Source organism: Mesorhizobium sp. LSJC269B00 (assembly GCF_000502815.1).
GTDB lineage: Bacteria > Pseudomonadota > Alphaproteobacteria > Rhizobiales > Rhizobiaceae > Mesorhizobium.
Window position 1 is genome coordinate 580485 of sequence record NZ_AYVN01000002.1, and the last position, 17341, is coordinate 597825.

Genomic DNA, 17341 nt, shown 5'->3' on the forward strand with positions numbered 1-17341 from the left:
TCGGGTCGGAACGCGGGGGAACCGGGTCTTGGCCCCGGTGTTCTATCTTCCGAGGACTTGGAGGGCGAGCATGACCAAATGGGTCTACACCTTCGGCGATGGCGCCGCGGAGGGACGTGCGGGCGACCGCAACCTTCTCGGCGGCAAAGGCGCCAATCTGGCCGAGATGTGCAGTCTTGGCCTGCCCGTGCCGCCGGGCTTCACCCTCACCACCGAAGTCTGCAACGCCTATTACGCCAATAGCAACAGCTATCCGGCCGCGTTGCAGGCCGATGTCGTCAAGGCGCTGGACCATATCGGGCAGCTGACGGGGCGCCGTTTCGGCGATCCGTCGAAGCTGCTTCTGGTCTCGGTCCGCTCCGGGGCCAGGGCCTCGATGCCGGGCATGATGGACACCGTGCTCAATCTCGGCCTCAATGACGAGACGGTCGAGGCGTTGGCAGCCGATTCCGGCGATGCCCGCTTTGCCTATGACAGCTACCGCCGCTTCATCCAGATGTATTCCGATGTCGTCATGGGTCTCGACCACGAAGTGTTCGAGGAAATCCTCGAGGACCAGAAGGCCAGCCTCGGCCACGAGCTCGACACCGAACTGACAGCGCAGGAATGGCAGAGCGTCATTGCCCTTTACAAGGCCAAGGTCGAGGAGGAGCTCGACAGGCCGTTTCCACAGGACCCGCACGAGCAGCTGTGGGGGGCGATCGGCGCGGTGTTTTCCAGCTGGATGAACAACCGCGCCATCACCTACCGGCGCCTGCACGACATCCCGGAAAGCTGGGGCACGGCGGTCAATGTCCAGGCCATGGTGTTCGGCAATATGGGCGAGACGTCAGCCACCGGCGTCGCCTTCACGCGCAACCCCTCGACCGGCGAAAAGATGCTCTACGGCGAGTTCCTGGTGAACGCGCAGGGCGAGGATGTCGTGGCCGGCATCCGCACGCCGCAGAACATCACCGAGGCGGCGCGCATCGCCGCTGGCTCCGACAAGCCGTCGCTGCAGAAACTGATGCCGGACGCGTTTCGCTCCTTCGTCGACATCTCCGACCGCCTGGAACAGCACTACCGCGATATGCAGGACCTCGAATTCACCATCGAGCGCGGCAAATTGTGGATGCTGCAGACGCGTTCCGGCAAGCGCACCGCCAAGGCGGCGCTGAAGATCGCCGTCGAGATGGCGCGCGACAAGCTGATCACGACGGAGGAGGCGGTCGCCCGCATCGATCCGGCCTCGCTCGATCAGCTGTTGCATCCGACCATCGACCCCAAGGCCGCGCGCGATGTCATCGGCGTCGGCCTGCCGGCTTCTCCGGGCGCGGCGACCGGCGAGATTGTTTTCTCCTCGGGCGATGCCGAGGATCTGAAGACGCAAGGTCGCAAGGCAATCCTGGTGCGCATCGAAACCAGCCCCGAAGACATTCATGGGATGCATGCTTCGGAAGGCATCCTGACCACGCGCGGCGGCATGACCAGCCACGCCGCCGTGGTCGCGCGCGGCATGGGCAAGCCTTGCGTTTCGGGCGCCGGCTCGCTGCGTGTCGACTACAAGGCCGGCACGCTGATGTCGATGGGCCAGACCTTCCGCAAGGGCGACATCATCACCATCGATGGCAGCAACGGCCAGGTGCTGAAGGGCGCCGTGTCGATGCTGCAGCCGGAACTGTCGGGCGATTTCGCCGCCATCATGGAATGGGCCGATGCGGTGCGCCGCATGAAGGTGCGCACCAATGCCGAGACGCCGCTCGATGCGCGCATGGCGCGCTCCTTCGGCGCCGAAGGCATCGGCCTCTGCCGCACCGAGCACATGTTCTTCGACGGCGAGCGTATCGTCGCTATGCGCGAGATGATCCTGGCCGATACCGAGAAGGACCGCCGCACCGCACTTGCCAAGCTGTTGCCGATGCAGCGCTCGGATTTCCTCGAACTGTTCGAGATTATGGCCGGCCTGCCGGTGACGATCCGGCTGCTCGATCCGCCGCTGCACGAATTCCTGCCCAAGACGGAAGCGGAGGTGGCGGAGGTCGCCGCCGCCATGAACGTCTCGCCCGACAAGCTCAGGCAGCGCACAGAAGCCCTGCATGAGTTCAACCCGATGCTCGGCCATCGCGGCTGCCGTCTCGCCGTCTCCTATCCCGAGATTGCCGAGATGCAGGCGCGCGCCATTTTCGAGGCAGCCGTCGAGGCCGGCAAGAAAGCCGGCGCGCTGGTCGTTCCCGAGATCATGGTGCCGCTGGTCGGCCTGGTGAAGGAGCTCGACTACGTCAAGGCGCGCATCGATGCGGTCGCCAAGGCTGTCATGGACGAGACCGGCGTCAAGATCGACTATCTCACCGGCACGATGATCGAGCTTCCGCGCGCGGCGATCCGCGCCCACGTCATCGCCGCCACGGCCGAGTTCTTCTCCTTCGGCACCAACGATCTCACCCAGACCACTTTCGGCATCTCGCGCGACGACGCAGCATCCTTCCTCGAGACCTATCGGCAGAAAGGTATCATCGAGCAGGACCCGTTCGTCTCGCTCGACATCGAGGGCGTCGGCGAACTGGTGCGCATGGCTGCCGAGAAGGGCAGGGCGACGCGGCCCGACATCAAGCTCGGCATATGCGGCGAACATGGCGGCGATCCGGCCTCGATCCGCTTCTGCGAAGAGGTCGGCCTCGACTATGTCTCGTGCTCTCCCTACCGCGTGCCGATCGCAAGATTGGCCGCAGCCCAAGCCGCGGTGCAGATTGCCAAAACAGCAGTGCCGCGCCCCAAAAAGAGCGCCGCGGCATCCTGATTTCGACACAGTCCTTTCGGTATCGATGAAACGGCCACCCCTGGGTGGCCGTTTGGCGCTAAGCTTACGATTTTGTAAGCAAATTCACGCTGATGTGCGCGCCCCAACACGCAATCCCGACATCGTTTCTTCCCAATTTCACGGCCCCCCAACCCGCCGGTGCCGAGAAAAGATGTTACAGATTTCGCCCAGACCCTTCCGCTCGATCCTGATTATCCAGACCAAGTTCATCGGCGATATTGTTCTGTCCTCCACGCTCGCCAAGAACCTGCAGCTCGAATATCCCGGTGTCAGGATCGTCTTTCTCTGCGAGGCGCGCCTCGCCAGTTTCGTCACCGCGCACGGCATCGCCGCCGAGGTCGTCAGCTTCCGCCGCGCCGCCATGCGCGGCACCCCGCTGGAGCGTGGGCGCGAGCTCTATTCTATGATCAGCAAGCTGCGCCAATTCCGTTTCGACCTGACCATCGACCTCACCGATTCAAAGACATCGCGGCTCATCGTCAGGTTCCTCAACGCCAGCACCCGCATCGGCTACAATCCTCCGGAAAGGCCGCTGCGCTGGCATGAGCGCCAGCCCGCCAATGTCTTTGCTGAGCCGTTCGGTTTTGGCGAACGTCACTATCTCTACCGCTACCTTTCGCCGCTCGAGCCGCTCGGCGTCGGCCTGCGCGTGCGGGTGCCGTCGATTCGGCCATTGCCGATGGAGACGGCGAGGGCCCAGGCATTGCTGGACAAACACCATTTGCGGCCAAACGGCTTTATCGCGGTGCATGCCGGCGCAAGTTTTCACGGCCGGCGCTGGCAGCATGAACGCTTTGCCGCCGTGATCGACACGATTTCGCGCGAAACCGGACTGGATTTCGTACTCGTCGGCGGCCCTGACGAGCGCAAGCCGGCCGAGCAGATCCTCGCCAGTGCCGCGTCGATCATCAACCTCGTCGGCGCGCTGTCGCTGGAAACGCTGCTGGCGGTGTTGCAGCAGGCGCGGCTGTTTGTCGGCAATGAGAGCGGCCCCATGCACATGGCAGCAGCGGCCGGAACGCCGGTTGTCGGCCTTTTCGGCCTGACCAGCCCGGCAGTCTGGGGACCGGTCGGCGTGCCCAGCCTCGCCTTGCAGCCATCCATGCCGTGCAATTGCGTGGCGGGCAGCCTGTGCAATCCGCTCGATCCCAGCAAGGCCTGCTGCGTCTGGCGCCTCGAGGTCGAACCGGTCGTCGCGGCCGTGCGCGAAGTCCTGTCACGCACGCATGTGGAACTGGAACACGCCGTCTGACGGTGCGCGGCGGTCACATTGTCGGGATATCAGCTTTCTCACGGCCACTATCCCGATTTCCGCCTTGTTGCGGGTCCTGGGATGCGGCTATGACAGCGCCGATTCTCAGACAAGACAGGCATCCCTTGCAAAAGCTGTTTTGCGCCTTGGCGCTATCTATCGTGGCCGTGTCCTCGGCCCAGGCCGCGCCGCTTGTCGAGCCGGCGCTGCATCTGAAGGCTGAGGACGGTAGCAGTGTCGGCCGCGTCGCGCTTACGCTCGACGCCTGCGGCGGCCAGACCGATACGAGGATCCTGTCGGCGCTGGTGGAGAACCGGATTCCGGCGACGATCTTCGTCACCGGTATCTGGCTGAAGCGCAACGCCGCCGCCGTCGAGATCATGCGCGCGCATCCGGACCTGTTCGAACTGGAAAACCATGGCGGCCATCACATCCCGGCCGTTGACACGCCGCGCAAGATCTACGGCATCCGCAGCGCCGGCAGCCCGGAAGCGGTGCAGGCCGAAGTCGAATCGGGCGCTGCCGCTCTCGCTGGCACCGGCGAGCCGGCGCCGAAATGGTTTCGCGGCGCGACCGCCGAATACAGCCCGTCGGCTATCGCCATGATCCGCAAGCTTGGCTTCAAGGTCGCCGGCTTTCGATCAACGGCGATGGCGGCTCGTTGCTCGGCGCAAAAGAAACTGCCCGGCGCATCGCCGCCGCCAAGGATGGCGATGTCATCATCGCCCACATCAACCAGCCGACCCACGCTGCCGGCGAGGGCGTCGTGCAAAGTCTGCTCGCGCTGAAGGCCAAGGGGCTGATGTTCGTGCGGCTGGATGACGCCGACGGTGTCGGCAACGACGGGACGACTGATTAGGATCAGGCGGCGGCAGGCAGTTTCATCGCCTTTGGACTGACGTCGCCGACGTTTGAGATTAGCCGAGGCCTCTGAGCTTCGTCATCCCAGGATGAAACAGGAGCGAAGCTCCGTCGCGAAGACCCTGGGATGACGAAGCGAGCAACGGCGGCTTGAGTCGCTTGCTCAGGCCGGTGCTGCTTCGATCGTCACCCTGTTGGGATAGAAGGCGCCGTGGTCGCGAATCTCAGCCATTTCGTCGAAGGGCTGCTCATAGCCCCACATCGCGTCCTTGCCGGTCTCGCCGGCCGGCAGCACGCTCCAGTAGCTGGCGTCGCCCTTGTAGGGGCAGTGGGTCGACAGGGTGGTTTTGCCGAGCTGGGTGAAGTCGATGTCTTCGAAGGGGATGTAGAATGCCTGGGGGTAGGGCGGTTCGGACAGAAGCTTCGCCCGCCTCGATGAGGCGATCACCGTATCGCCGGCACGCACGACCACGGTACCCCGATAGGGTTCGACGGTGATGACCTTGCCGGGATTGCTCTGAAAGCCGGGGGCGGGGTTGGCGATCTGGTCCATGCGGGGTTCTCCTTGTTCGATTGGGAGCACAGTCCGATTGAGAGAGTGCGGGGTTGCTTCCCATGTCCCTAAAATGTGTCTGGAGAACTCGTTGCGCAAGCCTTCGCCAGTAGGCCAGAGCTGGCCTTCCGATCACTAAAAACGATCCCGCGTGGAATGCTAGGCTGCGGTCTTGAACACGTCCATTAGGCCGGCATAGGCCGCGGCAATACCGGCTACCGGGTTGGTGCTTCTTGACGTCGTCTCAACCTTCAGCGGGCCGCCGCCGGTCGGCAAGGTGAGCAGCAGGAACTGGCGATTGCCGCCGTCGCCGATCGATGCGGCGGCGACATGCTGGCCTTCGCCTTCGTTCTGGACGCACATTTTGAACAGCAGCGTGCCGCCGACCGCCTCAAGGGCGCCGCCGACCACCTCGACAAATTCGTCTTCGGAAACCTTTTTGGCCTCCGGCACGAGATCGGCCAGACTTGCGGCAAGCGTGTCTTCAAGCTCTTTGTCGTCGAGTTGAATATCGTCCAACTGCACGTCTTCGGCCCCGCTGTCAGCCAGCTGCCTGTCGTCGATCTGCCTGTCGTCGATCTGCTTGTCGTCGATCTGCTTGTCGTCGAGCTGCGTGTCCATGCGAACCTCTTTCAGTCGCCACTCCGCACCCCTACCCCGTTAACGAACCTTAACGTCGACGATGGCCGGATTGTGGCGGTTTTCCCCGCGTTTCGATCACTGCTTGCTTCAGCCGTTAACGGTTGGAGACGTCATGGCTGGACAATCCGTCCGTTCGTCCCACAATGGAACAAAAGACGGGAAAAACGAGGAAGCAATGGGAGGAACCAGATGCTCGGACTGATGCAGGAATGGCCGCTGCTCTGCCACAAGCTGATCGACAATGCCGAGCGGCAGCACGGGACGCGCGAGATCGTCTCGCGCTCGATCGAAGGTCCTGTCGTTCGCACCACCTATGCTGAAGTTCATCGCCGCGCCCTCAAGGTCGCTCAACGGTTGGAGCGCGATGGCTTTGTGCTCGGCGACCGCATCGCGACCCTGGCCTGGAACACGGCGCGCCACATAGAGGCCTGGTACGGCATCATGGGCATCGGCGCCATCTACCATACGCTTAACCCGCGTTTGTTCCCCGAGCAGATCGTCTGGATCATGAACAATGCGCAGGATAGAGGGATCTTCGTCGACCTGACCTTCATGCCGCTGCTGGAAAAGATCGCCGGCGCGGTCAAATCGCTGAAAAAGGTGATCGTCCTGACCGACAAGGCGCATCTGCCTGAAACGACGCTGCCGAATGTGGTTGCCTATGAGGACTGGTTGAACGAGGCCGATGGCGACTTCGCCTGGAAGGTTTTCGGCGAAAACACCGCAGCCGGCATGTGCTACACCTCCGGCACGACGGGCGATCCCAAAGGTGTGCTCTACAGCCACCGCTCGAATGTGCTGCATGCCATGATTGCTGCCATGCCCGACGCCATGGGCCTCTCCGCGCGGGACACGATCCTCCCCGTCGTGCCAATGTTTCATGCCAATGCCTGGGGCCTTGGCCAGAGCGCGCCGATGATCGGCGCCAAGCTGGTCATGCCCGGTTGCAAGATGGACGGCGCCTCGATCTACGAGCTGCTCGACACCGAGAAGGTGACCTTCAGCGCCGCCGTGCCGACCGTCTGGATGATGCTGCTGCAGCATCTGGAAGAGACCGGCAAGAAGCTTCCCTATCTCAGCAAAGTCGTCATCGGCGGCTCGTCCTGCCCGCGCGCCATCATCAGGAAATTCCAGGACAATTACGGTGTCGAAGTCATCCATGCCTGGGGCATGACCGAAATGTCACCGCTCGGCACGCTGTGCACCATGAAGCCGCAGTATCAAGCGCTCGAGGGCGAGGACCGGCTCGATATCCAGGGCAAGCAGGGCTACCCGCCCTTCGGCGTCGAGATGAAGGTGACGGACGATGACGACAAGGAACTGCCCTGGGACGGCAAGACCTTCGGCCGGCTGAAGGTGCGCGGTCCGGCTATCGCCGGAGCCTATTATGGCGGCGTCGGCGCCGAGCAGTTCGACAAGGACGGGTGGTTCGACACCGGCGATGTCGCCCATATCGACGCGAGCGGCTACATGCAGATCACCGATCGCGCCAAGGACGTGATCAAATCGGGCGGCGAGTGGATATCGACCATCGACCTGGAGAACCTCGCCGTCGGCCATCCCGATGTCGCCGAGGCCGCGGCGATCGGCGTCCATCATTCGAAATGGGGCGAACGGCCGTTGCTGGTCGTGGTCGCCAAACCCGGCAAGGAGCCGAGCAAGGCCGATATATTGGCGTTCATGGACGGCAAGGTGGCGAAATGGTGGATGCCCGACGACGTCGCTTTCATTAGTGAAATCCCGCACACCGCCACCGGCAAGATCCAGAAGATCACCTTGCGCAAGCAGTTCAGCGACTACCGCCTGCCGACGGATTGACCGGGACCGTGCGTTTCCTTGACTTCAAGCTACCGGCGGCAAAAACGTTAGGGCAGGGGATGTTCAATTTGAGCATCCTTTGCTCTAAGCGTCTGTGCGGGTTGGGGCGGTGCTGAAGACAATGGAAATTGACGAGCGGCAGACATCGAAGGCGGCCGGCTGGTCGCGGCGCACGGGCGCTTTTGCCCTGGTCCTGCTGCTCACCGTGCTGGCCGGCCATCATTTCGAACTGGTCGAAACGCCGGCCTTCCTGTGGGTGCTGGCGATCGTCGCCTTGCTTGCCGCGTTCGCTTTGCTGTTTGCCGGCCTCGCTTTGTCCCGGCTGTGGCATTTCGGTGACCGTGGCGGCCGCGACCTCTCGGTCGGCGCCCTGCTGGCGCTGCTGGTGCTGACGCCCTACGGCTTTGCCACCTATTTGGCGGCGACCACGCCGCCCCTGAGGGACATCACGACGGACCTCGACAATCCGCCAGTGCTCGACACCAGCGACCGCACCAAGGACATGAACGTGCTCGCGCTGCCAACGCCGGGCGAAGCGCGCCTGCAGGCCGACGCCTATCCGCTGGTCACCGGGCATAGCTACAATCTGCCTTTCGAAACCGTCGTCGACGCCGTTGAAACCGTGCTCGACCGCCGCGATTGGCAACTTACCGCGCCATACCCAGTGACCGACGGTCAAGACGAGGTGACGATATCGGCCGTGGCCCGGAGCTTCGTCGTGGGCCTGCCCGCCGACGTCGCCATCCGGGTCAGCAATGATGGTGACACCATCGTCGTCGACATGCGCTCGGCCTCCCGCTACGGCCGCTACGACCTCGGCGACAATGCCGCCCGTATCGTCGGGTTCCTCGCCGAACTTGATCAGGAAGTTGCGGGCCAGGTGGGTGCGGCGCCGGCTGAGTAGTTCTACCCCACCGGCACAAAAACGCCGTCGATGGCCGGGTCACCCTGGGTAGCAACCAGGCCGCGCGCCACCAGGTCCTCGAGATGGGCAAGCACCGACAGGCCGGCGGCGCCATGCAGGCGCGGGTCGGTGTCCCTGTAGATCGCCTTGACCATGTCCGGGATTGTCCGGTCGCCGCCCCGGATCCGTTCGAGGATCGCCCGTTCGCGCATCTTGCGGTGAGTCTTCAGCCCGCGCATGAAGCTGCGCGGCGCATTCACCGGGCCGCCATGGCCGGGCAGCAGCAGGCGGTCGCCGCGCGCGATCAATTTATCCAGCGAGGCCATGTAGTCGGCCATCGCGCCGTCCGGCGGCGCCACGATCGACGTCGCCCACGCCATCACATGGTCGGCCGAAAACAGGATGCCGGTGCCTTCGAGCGCAAATGCCGCGTGATTGGCGGTGTGGCCCGGCGTCAGCACCGTCCGGATCGTCCAGCCATCGCCCTCGACCAGCGTATCGTCGGGCAAAGTGACATCCGGCACGAAACCGGTGTCGGCGCTGGCGTCGAGCGGATTGATCTCGGCGATCCGCAGCGGCCTTGCCGGGCGGTGCGGGCCTTCGGCCAGCACGGCGGCACCGGTGCGCGCTTTCAGCCGGGCGGCCAGGGGAGAATGGTCGCGATGCGTGTGACTGACGAAAACATGGCTCACCGGCCGGTTTGCGATCACCTTCAGCAACGTCTGGAAATGCGCTTCATCATCCGGACCCGGGTCGATCACCGCCAGCGTATCGCGCCCGACGATGTAGCTGTTGGTGCCGTGAAAGGTGAACGGGCTGGGGTTTTTGGCGGTGACGCGCAAGACGTCCGGCGCAACGGTGACGCCCTCGCCATATGCCGGATCGAAGCTGGTGTCGAATTTGAGCGCCATGGCGGTGTCGTTGAATCTCTGTTCAGGAAGACGGCAAAACTGATTGCCGCATAACACGGAAGCCAATATAGAAAAACGCAAGGCCGCGATCTGCGGCAATCCGGATTGGGGAAGACCATGGCACTTGCAACGACGATGCGCCCGCTTGTTTCTCTCGCTTTGCCCCAGGAGGGCGCGCAGCGCCTGGCAACCCAGCTTTTGCTGGCGATCGCCGGAACGCTGCTTTTGACCCTGTCGGCCAAGACGAAAGTCGTGCTCGGGCCGGTCGACATCTCGATGCAGACGCTGGCCGTCCTGCTGATCGCCACCGCATTTGGCCTGCGGCTTGGCGTCGCTACCCTGCTTCTCTACATGGCCGAAGGCGCCATGGGCTTCCCGGTCTTCCAGAGCACGCCTGAAAAGGGCATCGGCATCGCCTACATGATCGGCGGCACCGGCGGTTATCTCGCCGGCTTCGTCGTCATGGCGGCCATTGTCGGCTGGGCCGCCGACCGCGGCTGGGACCGCCACCCGATCAAGTTGTTCAACGCCATGCTGGTCGCCGAAATCGTCATGATGGCCATGGGCTTTGCCTGGCTGGCCACCCTCATCGGCGCGGAAAAGGCGTGGCAGTTCGGCGTTTTGCCGTTCGTCCTCGGCGACCTGATCAAGGTTGCGCTCGCCGCCAGCCTGGTGCCGGCGGTATGGTCGCTGCTGCCCAAGCAGCCCTGAAACCGGACAAATGAATGAGCCGGCGGGCCCTGGGCCCGCCGGCTTTTTGTTGTCACGCGTCCGCCAGCCGATGGTGCAAGCCGGTTGCCAAATCGCCACGCCCATTTGCATCGTCAGCTTGTGCCTGGTCGGTCAAATTGCCGCGAGGCGGCAGATGCAGAGCAATTCTGGCGCCGATCCACGGCCGAGATTGAATTGACAAGCCATTGCGCGAAACCTAAGCACGGGCAACTTGATTTCGAGGCGGGGGCCGGTAATTCAAGGAGAGCTTGTTGAAGGGAATAATCCTTGCAGGAGGCAGCGGGACGCGTCTGTATCCCCTTACATTAGCGATCTCTAAGCAGATTCTGCCGATATACGACAAGCCGATGATTTTTTATCCGCTGAGCGTCTTGATGCTCGCCGGTATCCGCCAGATTTTGATCATTTCGACACCTCGCGACTTGCCGGTGTTTCGGGAGTTGCTGGGCGACGGTTCGGAATTCGGGGTCGAATTCTCCTATGCCGAACAGGCGCAGCCCAACGGGCTTGCCGAGGCCTTCATCATCGGCCGCGACTTCATCGGCAAGGATAATGTGTCGATGATTCTCGGCGACAACATCTATTTCGGCGAGGGCCTGTCGCAGCTCTGCCGCACTGCTGCGCAGCGCCAAAGCGGCGCGTCGGTGTTCGCCTACCATGTCGAGGACCCGCAGCGCTACGGCGTGGTGTCGTTCGACAAGCTCAGCGGCACGGCTTTGACGATCGAGGAGAAGCCGCGGGAGCCGAAGTCCAACTGGGCGGTCACCGGCCTCTATTTCTACGACAATGAGGTCGTCGACATCGCGTCGACGATCAAGCCCTCGGCGCGTGGCGAACTCGAGATCACGGCGGTCAACAACGTCTATCTCGAGCGCGGGAAATTGCACGTGCATCAGCTCGGCCGCGGCTATGCCTGGCTCGACACCGGCACGCATGACAGCCTGCATGAAGCCTCTTCCTTCGTGCGCACGATCGAGCACCGCCAGGGGATCAAGGTCGCCTGTCCTGAAGAAATCGCTTTCGAGCAGGGCTGGCTGACCGCCGACAAGGTGCTTGAGCGCGCCACGCGCCTGGGCAAGAACGAATACGCCGCCTATCTGCGCCGGCGTGTCGCCGAGCTGACGGAGACATAGAGTGCTGGAAGTCAGGCAGCTCGGTTTGGACGGCGTGCTGGAAATCGTGCCGAAGCGGCATGGCGATGCGCGCGGTTATTTCATCGAAACCTGGAATGCCGAAGCCTTTGCCGAGGCCGGCATCGATCTGCGTTTCGTCCAGGACAATCATTCCTATTCGGCTGCCGCAGGTGTCGTGCGGGGGCTTCACTATCAACTGCCTCCACGCGCGCAGGACAAGTTGCTGCGTGTGATCCGAGGCAAGATTCTCGACGTGGCGGTCGACATCCGCCGCAGCTCGAAAACCTTCGGAAAATGGGTCGCGCTCGAAATATCGGCCGAGAGAGGCAACCAGATCCTGGTGCCGAAGGGTTTCGCGCACGGTTTCGTCACGCTCGTGCCGGACACCGAGGTTCTGTATAAGGTCACCGACACCTATTCGCCGGCGCATGATCGATCGATCCGTTTCGACGATCCTGATATCGGCATCGATTGGCCGTCGCCGGCCGGCGCCTTCGAGCTCTCGGCCAAGGACCTCAAGGCGTCGGCGCTTGCCGAGGCCGAGGTGTTCGCATGACGCGCGACGATGTGAGGAGAGCGCCATGAATTTTCTGGTGACAGGCGGTGCCGGCTTCATCGGCTCGGCCGTGTGCCGGCATTTGTGCGCCAATCCCGCCTACCATGTGACCAATCTCGACAAGCTCACCTATGCCGGCAATCTGGCCTCGCTGCGCACCATCGAGAATGCACACAACTACAAATTTGCGCAGGCCGACATCTGTGACGAGCGGGCGGTTCTCGACATCCTCCACCGCGACGAGATCGACGTCGTCATGAACCTCGCCGCCGAAAGCCATGTCGACCGCTCGATCGACGGACCCGGCGCCTTTATCGAGACCAACATCGTCGGCACCTACCGGGTGCTGAATTCGGCGCTCGAATATTGGCGTGGCCTTGGTGAGGACAGGAAAGCCCGCTTCCGCTTCCACCATGTCTCGACCGATGAGGTGTTCGGCGATCTGCCCTTCGACGGCGGCATGTTCGTCGAGGAAACGCCTTACGCGCCGTCCTCGCCCTATTCCGCCTCCAAGGCGGCGTCCGACCATCTGGTGCGGGCTTGGCACGAGACCTACGGCCTGCCGGTCGTGCTCTCCAACTGTTCGAACAATTACGGACCGTATCACTTTCCCGAAAAGCTGATCCCGCTGGTCATCCTCAACGCGCTCGACGAGAAGCCGCTACCGGTCTACGGCGCCGGCGCCAATGTGCGCGACTGGCTGTTCGTCGAGGATCATGCCCGCGCCCTGGAGCTGGTCGCCACCAAGGGCCAGCCGGGCGAAAGCTACAATGTCGGCGGCAACTCCGAGCGCACCAATCTGGGTGTCGTCGAGACGATCTGCGATCTGCTCGACATCAGGCGTCCGCGCGCCGGCGGCAGGAGCTACCGCGATTTGATCAGCTTTGTCACCGATCGCCCCGGCCACGACCGCCGCTATGCAATCGATGCCTCCAAGATCAGCCGGGATCTCGGTTGGGCGCCGGCGGAGAGTTTCGACAGCGGCCTTGCAAGGACCGTCGACTGGTTCCTCGACAACAAATGGTGGTGGGGACCGATCCGCGAGCAGCGCTACGCCGGCGAGCGGCTGGGGCAAGTCCGGTCGCGCGGCCAGGTTGAAGGCAGGAAGGGCGCGGCGTGAGGCTGGTTGTCACCGGACGCGACGGTCAGGTCGCTGCCAGCCTGCTGGAGGCCGGGCAGAGGCGCGATGGCATCGAGGTCGTCACCCTCGGCCGCCCAGTGCTCGATCTGGCGCGGCCCGATACGGTATTCGACGCACTCGCGGCAGCGCGGCCGGATATCGTGGTGTCGGCTGCCGCCTACACCGCGGTCGACCAGGCCGAGGACGAGCCCGATCTTGCCTTCGCTGTGAACGCCGTCGGCGCCGGCAAGGTCGCCGAGGCGGCCGCGAAGCTCGGCGTGCCCGTAATCCATCTGTCGACCGACTACGTCTTCGATGGCACCAAGGACGGCGCCTATGTCGAGACCGACGCCACCGCACCGCTCGGCGTCTACGGCGCCTCCAAGCTTGCCGGCGAGCTGGCCGTGGCCGCCGTCAATCCGCGCCATCTGATCCTGCGCACCGCCTGGGTCTACAGCCCGTTCGGCAAGAATTTCGTGAAAACCATGCTGCGGCTGGCCGGCGACCGCGACGAGATCGCCGTGGTCGCCGACCAATGGGGAAATCCGACATCCGCACTTGATATTGCCGACGCGATCCTGCATGCGGCGGCGGTGTTGCGCGGCGACGACAGCTTCGACGGCTATGGGATCTACCATCTCGCCGGAGCCGGAGACGTCAACTGGAGCGGCTTTGCTCGCCACATTCTGGAGGCAAGCCTGTCACATGGCGGGCCGTATGCTGCGGTACGGGATATTACGGCGCGCGACTACCCGACCAAAGCGCGTCGCCCGGCTAATTCGCGTCTTTCGACGCAAAAATTCACGGCCGCATTCGGATCGGAGGCACAGGGGTGGCAGCAATCGACGGGGCTTGTGGTGCGCCGCATCTTGCAAGCCCAGCCGACAGCATGGAAAGACGTAGCGATTGTGTCTGTTAAGCGATGAAACAGCTTGTCGCTATCTTTATGTCGGCCGAGTCGCCATATCGCGGCGCCTTCATGCCTGTCGCGGAAATTACCAAGCCTGAGCAAGTTACACTGAAGGAAGTATCATAATGTCGGGTGTATCAATGGTTTGGCTTCGGCTCGCGCAGTTTGATATACGGCTTCGTTACCGAAATTCGACTTTCGGGCCTTTCTGGATTACGCTGAACACGGCAATATTTGCCCTTTCAGTTGGGCTTCTATATGCTGTCTTGTTTAAGCAGCCTATAAGGGAGTTCATACATCACTTGGCTACGAGTGTAGTCTTGTGGCAATTTCTATCTGGAGCAATAATTGAAGGTTCGGAAATTTTAATTGGATCTCACGATCTTCTTCTAAATACGAAGATCTCGCCGGCCTCATGCATATTTCGTTGTGTCTCTAAGAACACAATAATATTGATGCACAATGTGCTAATTATATTCATAACTCTAATTATTGCCTATCCGAACTCCGGCTTGAACATACCAATGTTCATCGTCGGAACCGCGCTGTTGGCTGCCCATGCCGCCTGGATATCGACCATCGTAGCGATTGTTTCTGTGCGATACAGAGACGTTCCGCTGATCACCGCTGCCGTTATGCAGCTTCTGTTCATGCTTTCGCCGATTATCTGGACGGCAAAGGTTCTCCCTACCAGCTCTCCGTTCCTGGTCTACAATCCTGTCGCCTACATCATCGATGCAGCGCGAACTCCACTGATGAGCGACGGCACCGACTACATGAGCGTGCTCGTGTCCGCCATTATTGCCGGCGCGGGGAGCATCGCCGCCTATCTTCTCTATCGAAGGACGGAGCACCGAATTCCGTACTGGCTTTGAATTCTGACGCCGTCACACAATTGTATTGGAAGCCCCATGTCACCGCCATCCATTCATCTGAGCGACGTCACCGTCCGAATTCCGGTCTGGTCGGCTCCGGCAAATCGTTCTCTCAAGCAAGCCGCGCTCCGTTTCACCACGGGCGGGCGTTTGCTGGCCGGTGACTCCGGCCGTTTCGAAGTCGCGGCTCTCGATGGCGTGTCGCTCGATCTTAAACCCGGCACCCGGCTGGGACTGAGCGGGCACAACGGTGCTGGCAAGACGACACTGTTGCGCGTCTTGGCAGGCATTCTCAAACCCACCAGCGGGACAGCTGTCATCAACGGGGACTCGGCCGTTCTGATAACGCCCTCCATGGGTTTATCTCCCGAACTCACGGGCCGAGAGTTCATCCGGCTTCAGAGCCTCATGACCGGTATCGCCCCCCGTGAAATCGAGCGCCAGACCGAATCGATCATCGAGTTCTCGGAACTGGGCGATTTCATAAATTTGCCGGTACGCACCTACTCGTCCGGCATGCAGACACGGCTGTCGTTTTCGGTTGTCACCGCATATCCGACCGATATCGTGCTTCTTGACGAAGGGCTGGGCACGGGCGACGCGTCATTTCAAAAGAAGGCCAGAGAGAGAATGGAGCATTGGCTCAACAATGCCGCCATCGTCGTGCTGGCATCGCATTCCGATGCCCTGATCCGGTCGATGTGCAGTTCCGCGGTGTTTCTCGAGAAAGGTCGCGTCGTGAGAGAGGAGACCTTTGGCTAATGCGTCGTCAGCTGACTGCAACGCTCGCCGGCGCCGGCGCCCGAATCTTCGGGCACCAGGATTTGAAACAATCCTACCATAAGGTCTTCGACCCCGACGTTCCCCTGCAAAGCTATAAGGGCAGGCTTGCCTATTGGTGCATGTCGGCGGCGCACCGCCTTGGCTTCCTCTCCGACCTGCAACTGTCCTACCTGTCGCAGCTGCCGCTCGTCCCGGCGGTCGCTCCGCCAAACCATGTCTATGATCACGAGTTCTTGAACCTGCGGCTGAATCGAATCTACGACATGCCGGACGTCGAGATAGATGAGCGCCGGCCGCAGACGATCAATGTCCTGGTTCCTGCTTTCGACTTCAAATCGATCTCGGCCGGGTTCTTCGGCGTCTTCCAGATGGCGCTGTTCTTGCGCAAGACGGGTATCAATGTTCGCCTCGTCCTATTTGATAATTTCTATTTCAATATCGCCGACTTCAGAGAAAAGGTTTTGAAATACCCCGGTATGGAGGGTGTCTTCGACGAACTCGAAGTCGAGTATATCGGCGAGAGGCGGAAACCGCTTGCTATATCGCGCTTCGACTATGCCGTGGCGACCGTTTGGTATTCAGCCTATTTTGCAGAGAAGATTACAGCGCGCACAGAGAGCAAGAAGTTTATATACCTGATACAGGACTATGAGGCTGTATTTTATCCAGCAAATAGTCTATATGCCGTTGCAGATCGTACATACGCGATGGACTACGACGCGATATTTTCAAGCGAAAGCCTTATGCAGTTCTTCATTTCGAATGATGTCGGCGGCATAAGGTCTCGCGGCATGTCGCATACGTTTTTCAACAACGCCTGCTCGTCCAATCTCCTGCCCAAGGACATGTTCATCCAACGCAATCTTGCAAAGAAAAAGAAGACGATCGTCTTCTATTCTCGGCCGGTGGTGGATCGGAATATGTTCGAACTTACAGCGTTAGCTCTTACCACGGCCTTCAGGCGGGGCATTTTCGACCCCGAGGAATGGGATTGCGTGGGCATGGGCTTGGGAGAAGGTGTTGTCGAGTTGCAGCCCGGGGTTCGATCGGTTTCGTTGCCAAGGATGGACCTCAGCAAATACATCGAGGAGGTCTCGGGTTTTGATATCTGTCTCACGCTGATGGCTTCTCCGCATCCGAGCATGATCCCGATGGATCTGGCCGGATCCGGCTGTGTCGTTGTGACAAATACCTTCAAGACAAAAACTGATGATTATTTGAAGGGCCTCAGCGGAAATATCATCCCGGCTGCTTCGGAATTGAATGAAATCGTTTCAGCTTTGGAGCTGGCAAAGTCGAGGAGCGGGGACCTGGAGCAGAGGTACAGATTTGCCAAGGCAATGAAGTATCCGCGGGATTGGGACCAGTCGCTCACTGCCAAACATCTGAATTTCTTCAAGCGTCGCCTGCAGGTTCGCGCGGAAAAAGCAGCAACAGGCAAACAATAACCGTCATGAATTTTTTCGATTGCCGGCGCCGCGGTCGGGGCGACTG

General features: G+C 61.5%; 15 protein-coding genes and 1 pseudogene. 13 read left to right on the forward strand and 3 right to left on the reverse strand.

The annotated features are described in order from the left end of the window. Positions 1 to 70: 70 nt before the first annotated feature. From ppdK to X771_RS01000000164765, 3 genes and pseudogenes are all read left to right on the forward strand, one after another. A complete protein-coding gene (gene ppdK, locus X771_RS157705; RefSeq protein ID WP_023687173.1) occupies positions 71 to 2776 on the forward strand; it encodes a pyruvate, phosphate dikinase in 2706 nt (901 codons plus the stop codon). 172 nt (positions 2777 to 2948) lie between these two features. Continuing rightward, the gene (locus tag X771_RS157700) at positions 2949 to 4049 is read left to right on the forward strand and encodes a glycosyltransferase family 9 protein (protein WP_023687174.1); all 1101 of its coding nucleotides are present in this window, start codon (positions 2949 to 2951) and stop codon (positions 4047 to 4049) included. Positions 4050 to 4138: 89 nt separating this feature from the next. Beyond that, positions 4139 to 4908: pseudogene (locus X771_RS01000000164765) on the forward strand (polysaccharide deacetylase family protein). Between the two features lie 165 nt (positions 4909 to 5073). Here X771_RS01000000164765 and X771_RS157695 read toward each other — a convergent pair. Then, positions 5074 to 5463 carry a DUF427 domain-containing protein gene (locus X771_RS157695; protein WP_023687175.1) on the reverse strand — a complete coding sequence of 130 codons (390 nt, stop codon included), beginning with the start codon at positions 5461 to 5463 and terminating at the stop codon, positions 5074 to 5076. Between the two features lie 159 nt (positions 5464 to 5622). After that, positions 5623 to 5982 (reverse strand): hypothetical protein, encoded by a 360-nt coding sequence (locus tag X771_RS157690; RefSeq protein ID WP_023670697.1) that lies wholly within the window; start codon positions 5980 to 5982, stop codon positions 5623 to 5625. A gap of 312 nt (positions 5983 to 6294) precedes the next feature. Here X771_RS157690 and X771_RS157685 point away from each other — a divergent pair, with 312 nt between their 5' ends. After that, entirely contained in the window at positions 6295 to 7923 is a 1629-nt protein-coding gene (locus X771_RS157685) for a fatty-acid--CoA ligase (RefSeq protein WP_023687176.1), read from the forward strand. A 121-nt stretch (positions 7924 to 8044) separates the two neighbouring features. Further along, positions 8045 to 8827, forward strand: coding sequence for a DUF1499 domain-containing protein (locus X771_RS157680; protein WP_023684603.1), 783 nt, complete (start codon positions 8045 to 8047; stop codon positions 8825 to 8827). A 2-nt stretch (positions 8828 to 8829) separates the two neighbouring features. Here the strand turns inward: X771_RS157680 and X771_RS157675 are convergent, their stop codons facing one another. Continuing rightward, entirely contained in the window at positions 8830 to 9738 is a 909-nt protein-coding gene (locus X771_RS157675) for an MBL fold metallo-hydrolase (RefSeq protein ID WP_023687177.1), read from the reverse strand. 117 nt (positions 9739 to 9855) lie between these two features. Here X771_RS157675 and X771_RS157670 point away from each other — a divergent pair, with 117 nt between their 5' ends. From X771_RS157670 to X771_RS157635, 8 genes are all read left to right on the forward strand, one after another. Beyond that, positions 9856 to 10449 carry a biotin transporter BioY gene (locus X771_RS157670; RefSeq protein WP_023684601.1) on the forward strand — a complete coding sequence of 198 codons (594 nt, stop codon included), beginning with the start codon at positions 9856 to 9858 and terminating at the stop codon, positions 10447 to 10449. Positions 10450 to 10721: 272 nt separating this feature from the next. After that, positions 10722 to 11603, forward strand: a complete 882-nt coding sequence (rfbA, locus tag X771_RS157665; protein ID WP_023687178.1) for a glucose-1-phosphate thymidylyltransferase RfbA — start codon at positions 10722 to 10724, stop codon at positions 11601 to 11603. A gap of 1 nt (position 11604) precedes the next feature. After that, positions 11605 to 12159 carry a dTDP-4-dehydrorhamnose 3,5-epimerase gene (gene rfbC / locus X771_RS157660; RefSeq protein ID WP_023687179.1) on the forward strand — a complete coding sequence of 185 codons (555 nt, stop codon included), beginning with the start codon at positions 11605 to 11607 and terminating at the stop codon, positions 12157 to 12159. 25 nt (positions 12160 to 12184) lie between these two features. Next, a complete protein-coding gene (rfbB, locus tag X771_RS157655) occupies positions 12185 to 13279 on the forward strand; it encodes a dTDP-glucose 4,6-dehydratase (protein WP_023687180.1) in 1095 nt (364 codons plus the stop codon). Further along, on the forward strand, positions 13276 to 14205 hold the full coding sequence (rfbD, locus tag X771_RS157650; protein WP_023687181.1) for a dTDP-4-dehydrorhamnose reductase: 930 nt from the start codon (positions 13276 to 13278) through the stop codon (positions 14203 to 14205). The genes rfbB and rfbD overlap by 4 nt, the downstream gene beginning before the upstream one ends. A 124-nt stretch (positions 14206 to 14329) precedes the next feature. After that, positions 14330 to 15064 carry an ABC transporter permease gene (locus tag X771_RS1000000166455; protein ID WP_245262533.1) on the forward strand — a complete coding sequence of 245 codons (735 nt, stop codon included), beginning with the start codon at positions 14330 to 14332 and terminating at the stop codon, positions 15062 to 15064. A gap of 36 nt (positions 15065 to 15100) precedes the next feature. Further along, positions 15101 to 15826: an ATP-binding cassette domain-containing protein gene (locus X771_RS157640; protein ID WP_023687183.1), complete on the forward strand. Its 726-nt coding sequence runs from the start codon at positions 15101 to 15103 to the stop codon at positions 15824 to 15826. Then, the gene (locus X771_RS157635; protein WP_023687184.1) at positions 15826 to 17295 is read left to right on the forward strand and encodes a hypothetical protein; all 1470 of its coding nucleotides are present in this window, start codon (positions 15826 to 15828) and stop codon (positions 17293 to 17295) included. The genes X771_RS157640 and X771_RS157635 overlap by 1 nt, the downstream gene beginning before the upstream one ends. Positions 17296 to 17341 lie beyond the last annotated feature (46 nt).

Coding starts and splice junctions, on each gene's coding strand:
- ppdK (WP_023687173.1), top strand. CDS start 71: ATGACCAAATGGGTCTACACCTTCGGCGATGGCGCCGCGGAGGGACGT.
- X771_RS157700 (WP_023687174.1), top strand. CDS start 2,949: ATGTTACAGATTTCGCCCAGACCCTTCCGCTCGATCCTGATTATCCAG.
- X771_RS157695 (WP_023687175.1), bottom strand. CDS start 5,463: ATGGACCAGATCGCCAACCCCGCCCCCGGCTTTCAGAGCAATCCCGGC.
- X771_RS157685 (WP_023687176.1), top strand. CDS start 6,295: ATGCTCGGACTGATGCAGGAATGGCCGCTGCTCTGCCACAAGCTGATC.
- X771_RS157680 (WP_023684603.1), top strand. CDS start 8,045: ATGGAAATTGACGAGCGGCAGACATCGAAGGCGGCCGGCTGGTCGCGG.
- X771_RS157675 (WP_023687177.1), bottom strand. CDS start 9,738: ATGGCGCTCAAATTCGACACCAGCTTCGATCCGGCATATGGCGAGGGC.
- X771_RS157670 (WP_023684601.1), top strand. CDS start 9,856: ATGGCACTTGCAACGACGATGCGCCCGCTTGTTTCTCTCGCTTTGCCC.
- rfbB (WP_023687180.1), top strand. CDS start 12,185: ATGAATTTTCTGGTGACAGGCGGTGCCGGCTTCATCGGCTCGGCCGTG.
- X771_RS1000000166455 (WP_245262533.1), top strand. CDS start 14,330: ATGGTTTGGCTTCGGCTCGCGCAGTTTGATATACGGCTTCGTTACCGA.
- X771_RS157640 (WP_023687183.1), top strand. CDS start 15,101: ATGTCACCGCCATCCATTCATCTGAGCGACGTCACCGTCCGAATTCCG.
- X771_RS157635 (WP_023687184.1), top strand. CDS start 15,826: ATGCGTCGTCAGCTGACTGCAACGCTCGCCGGCGCCGGCGCCCGAATC.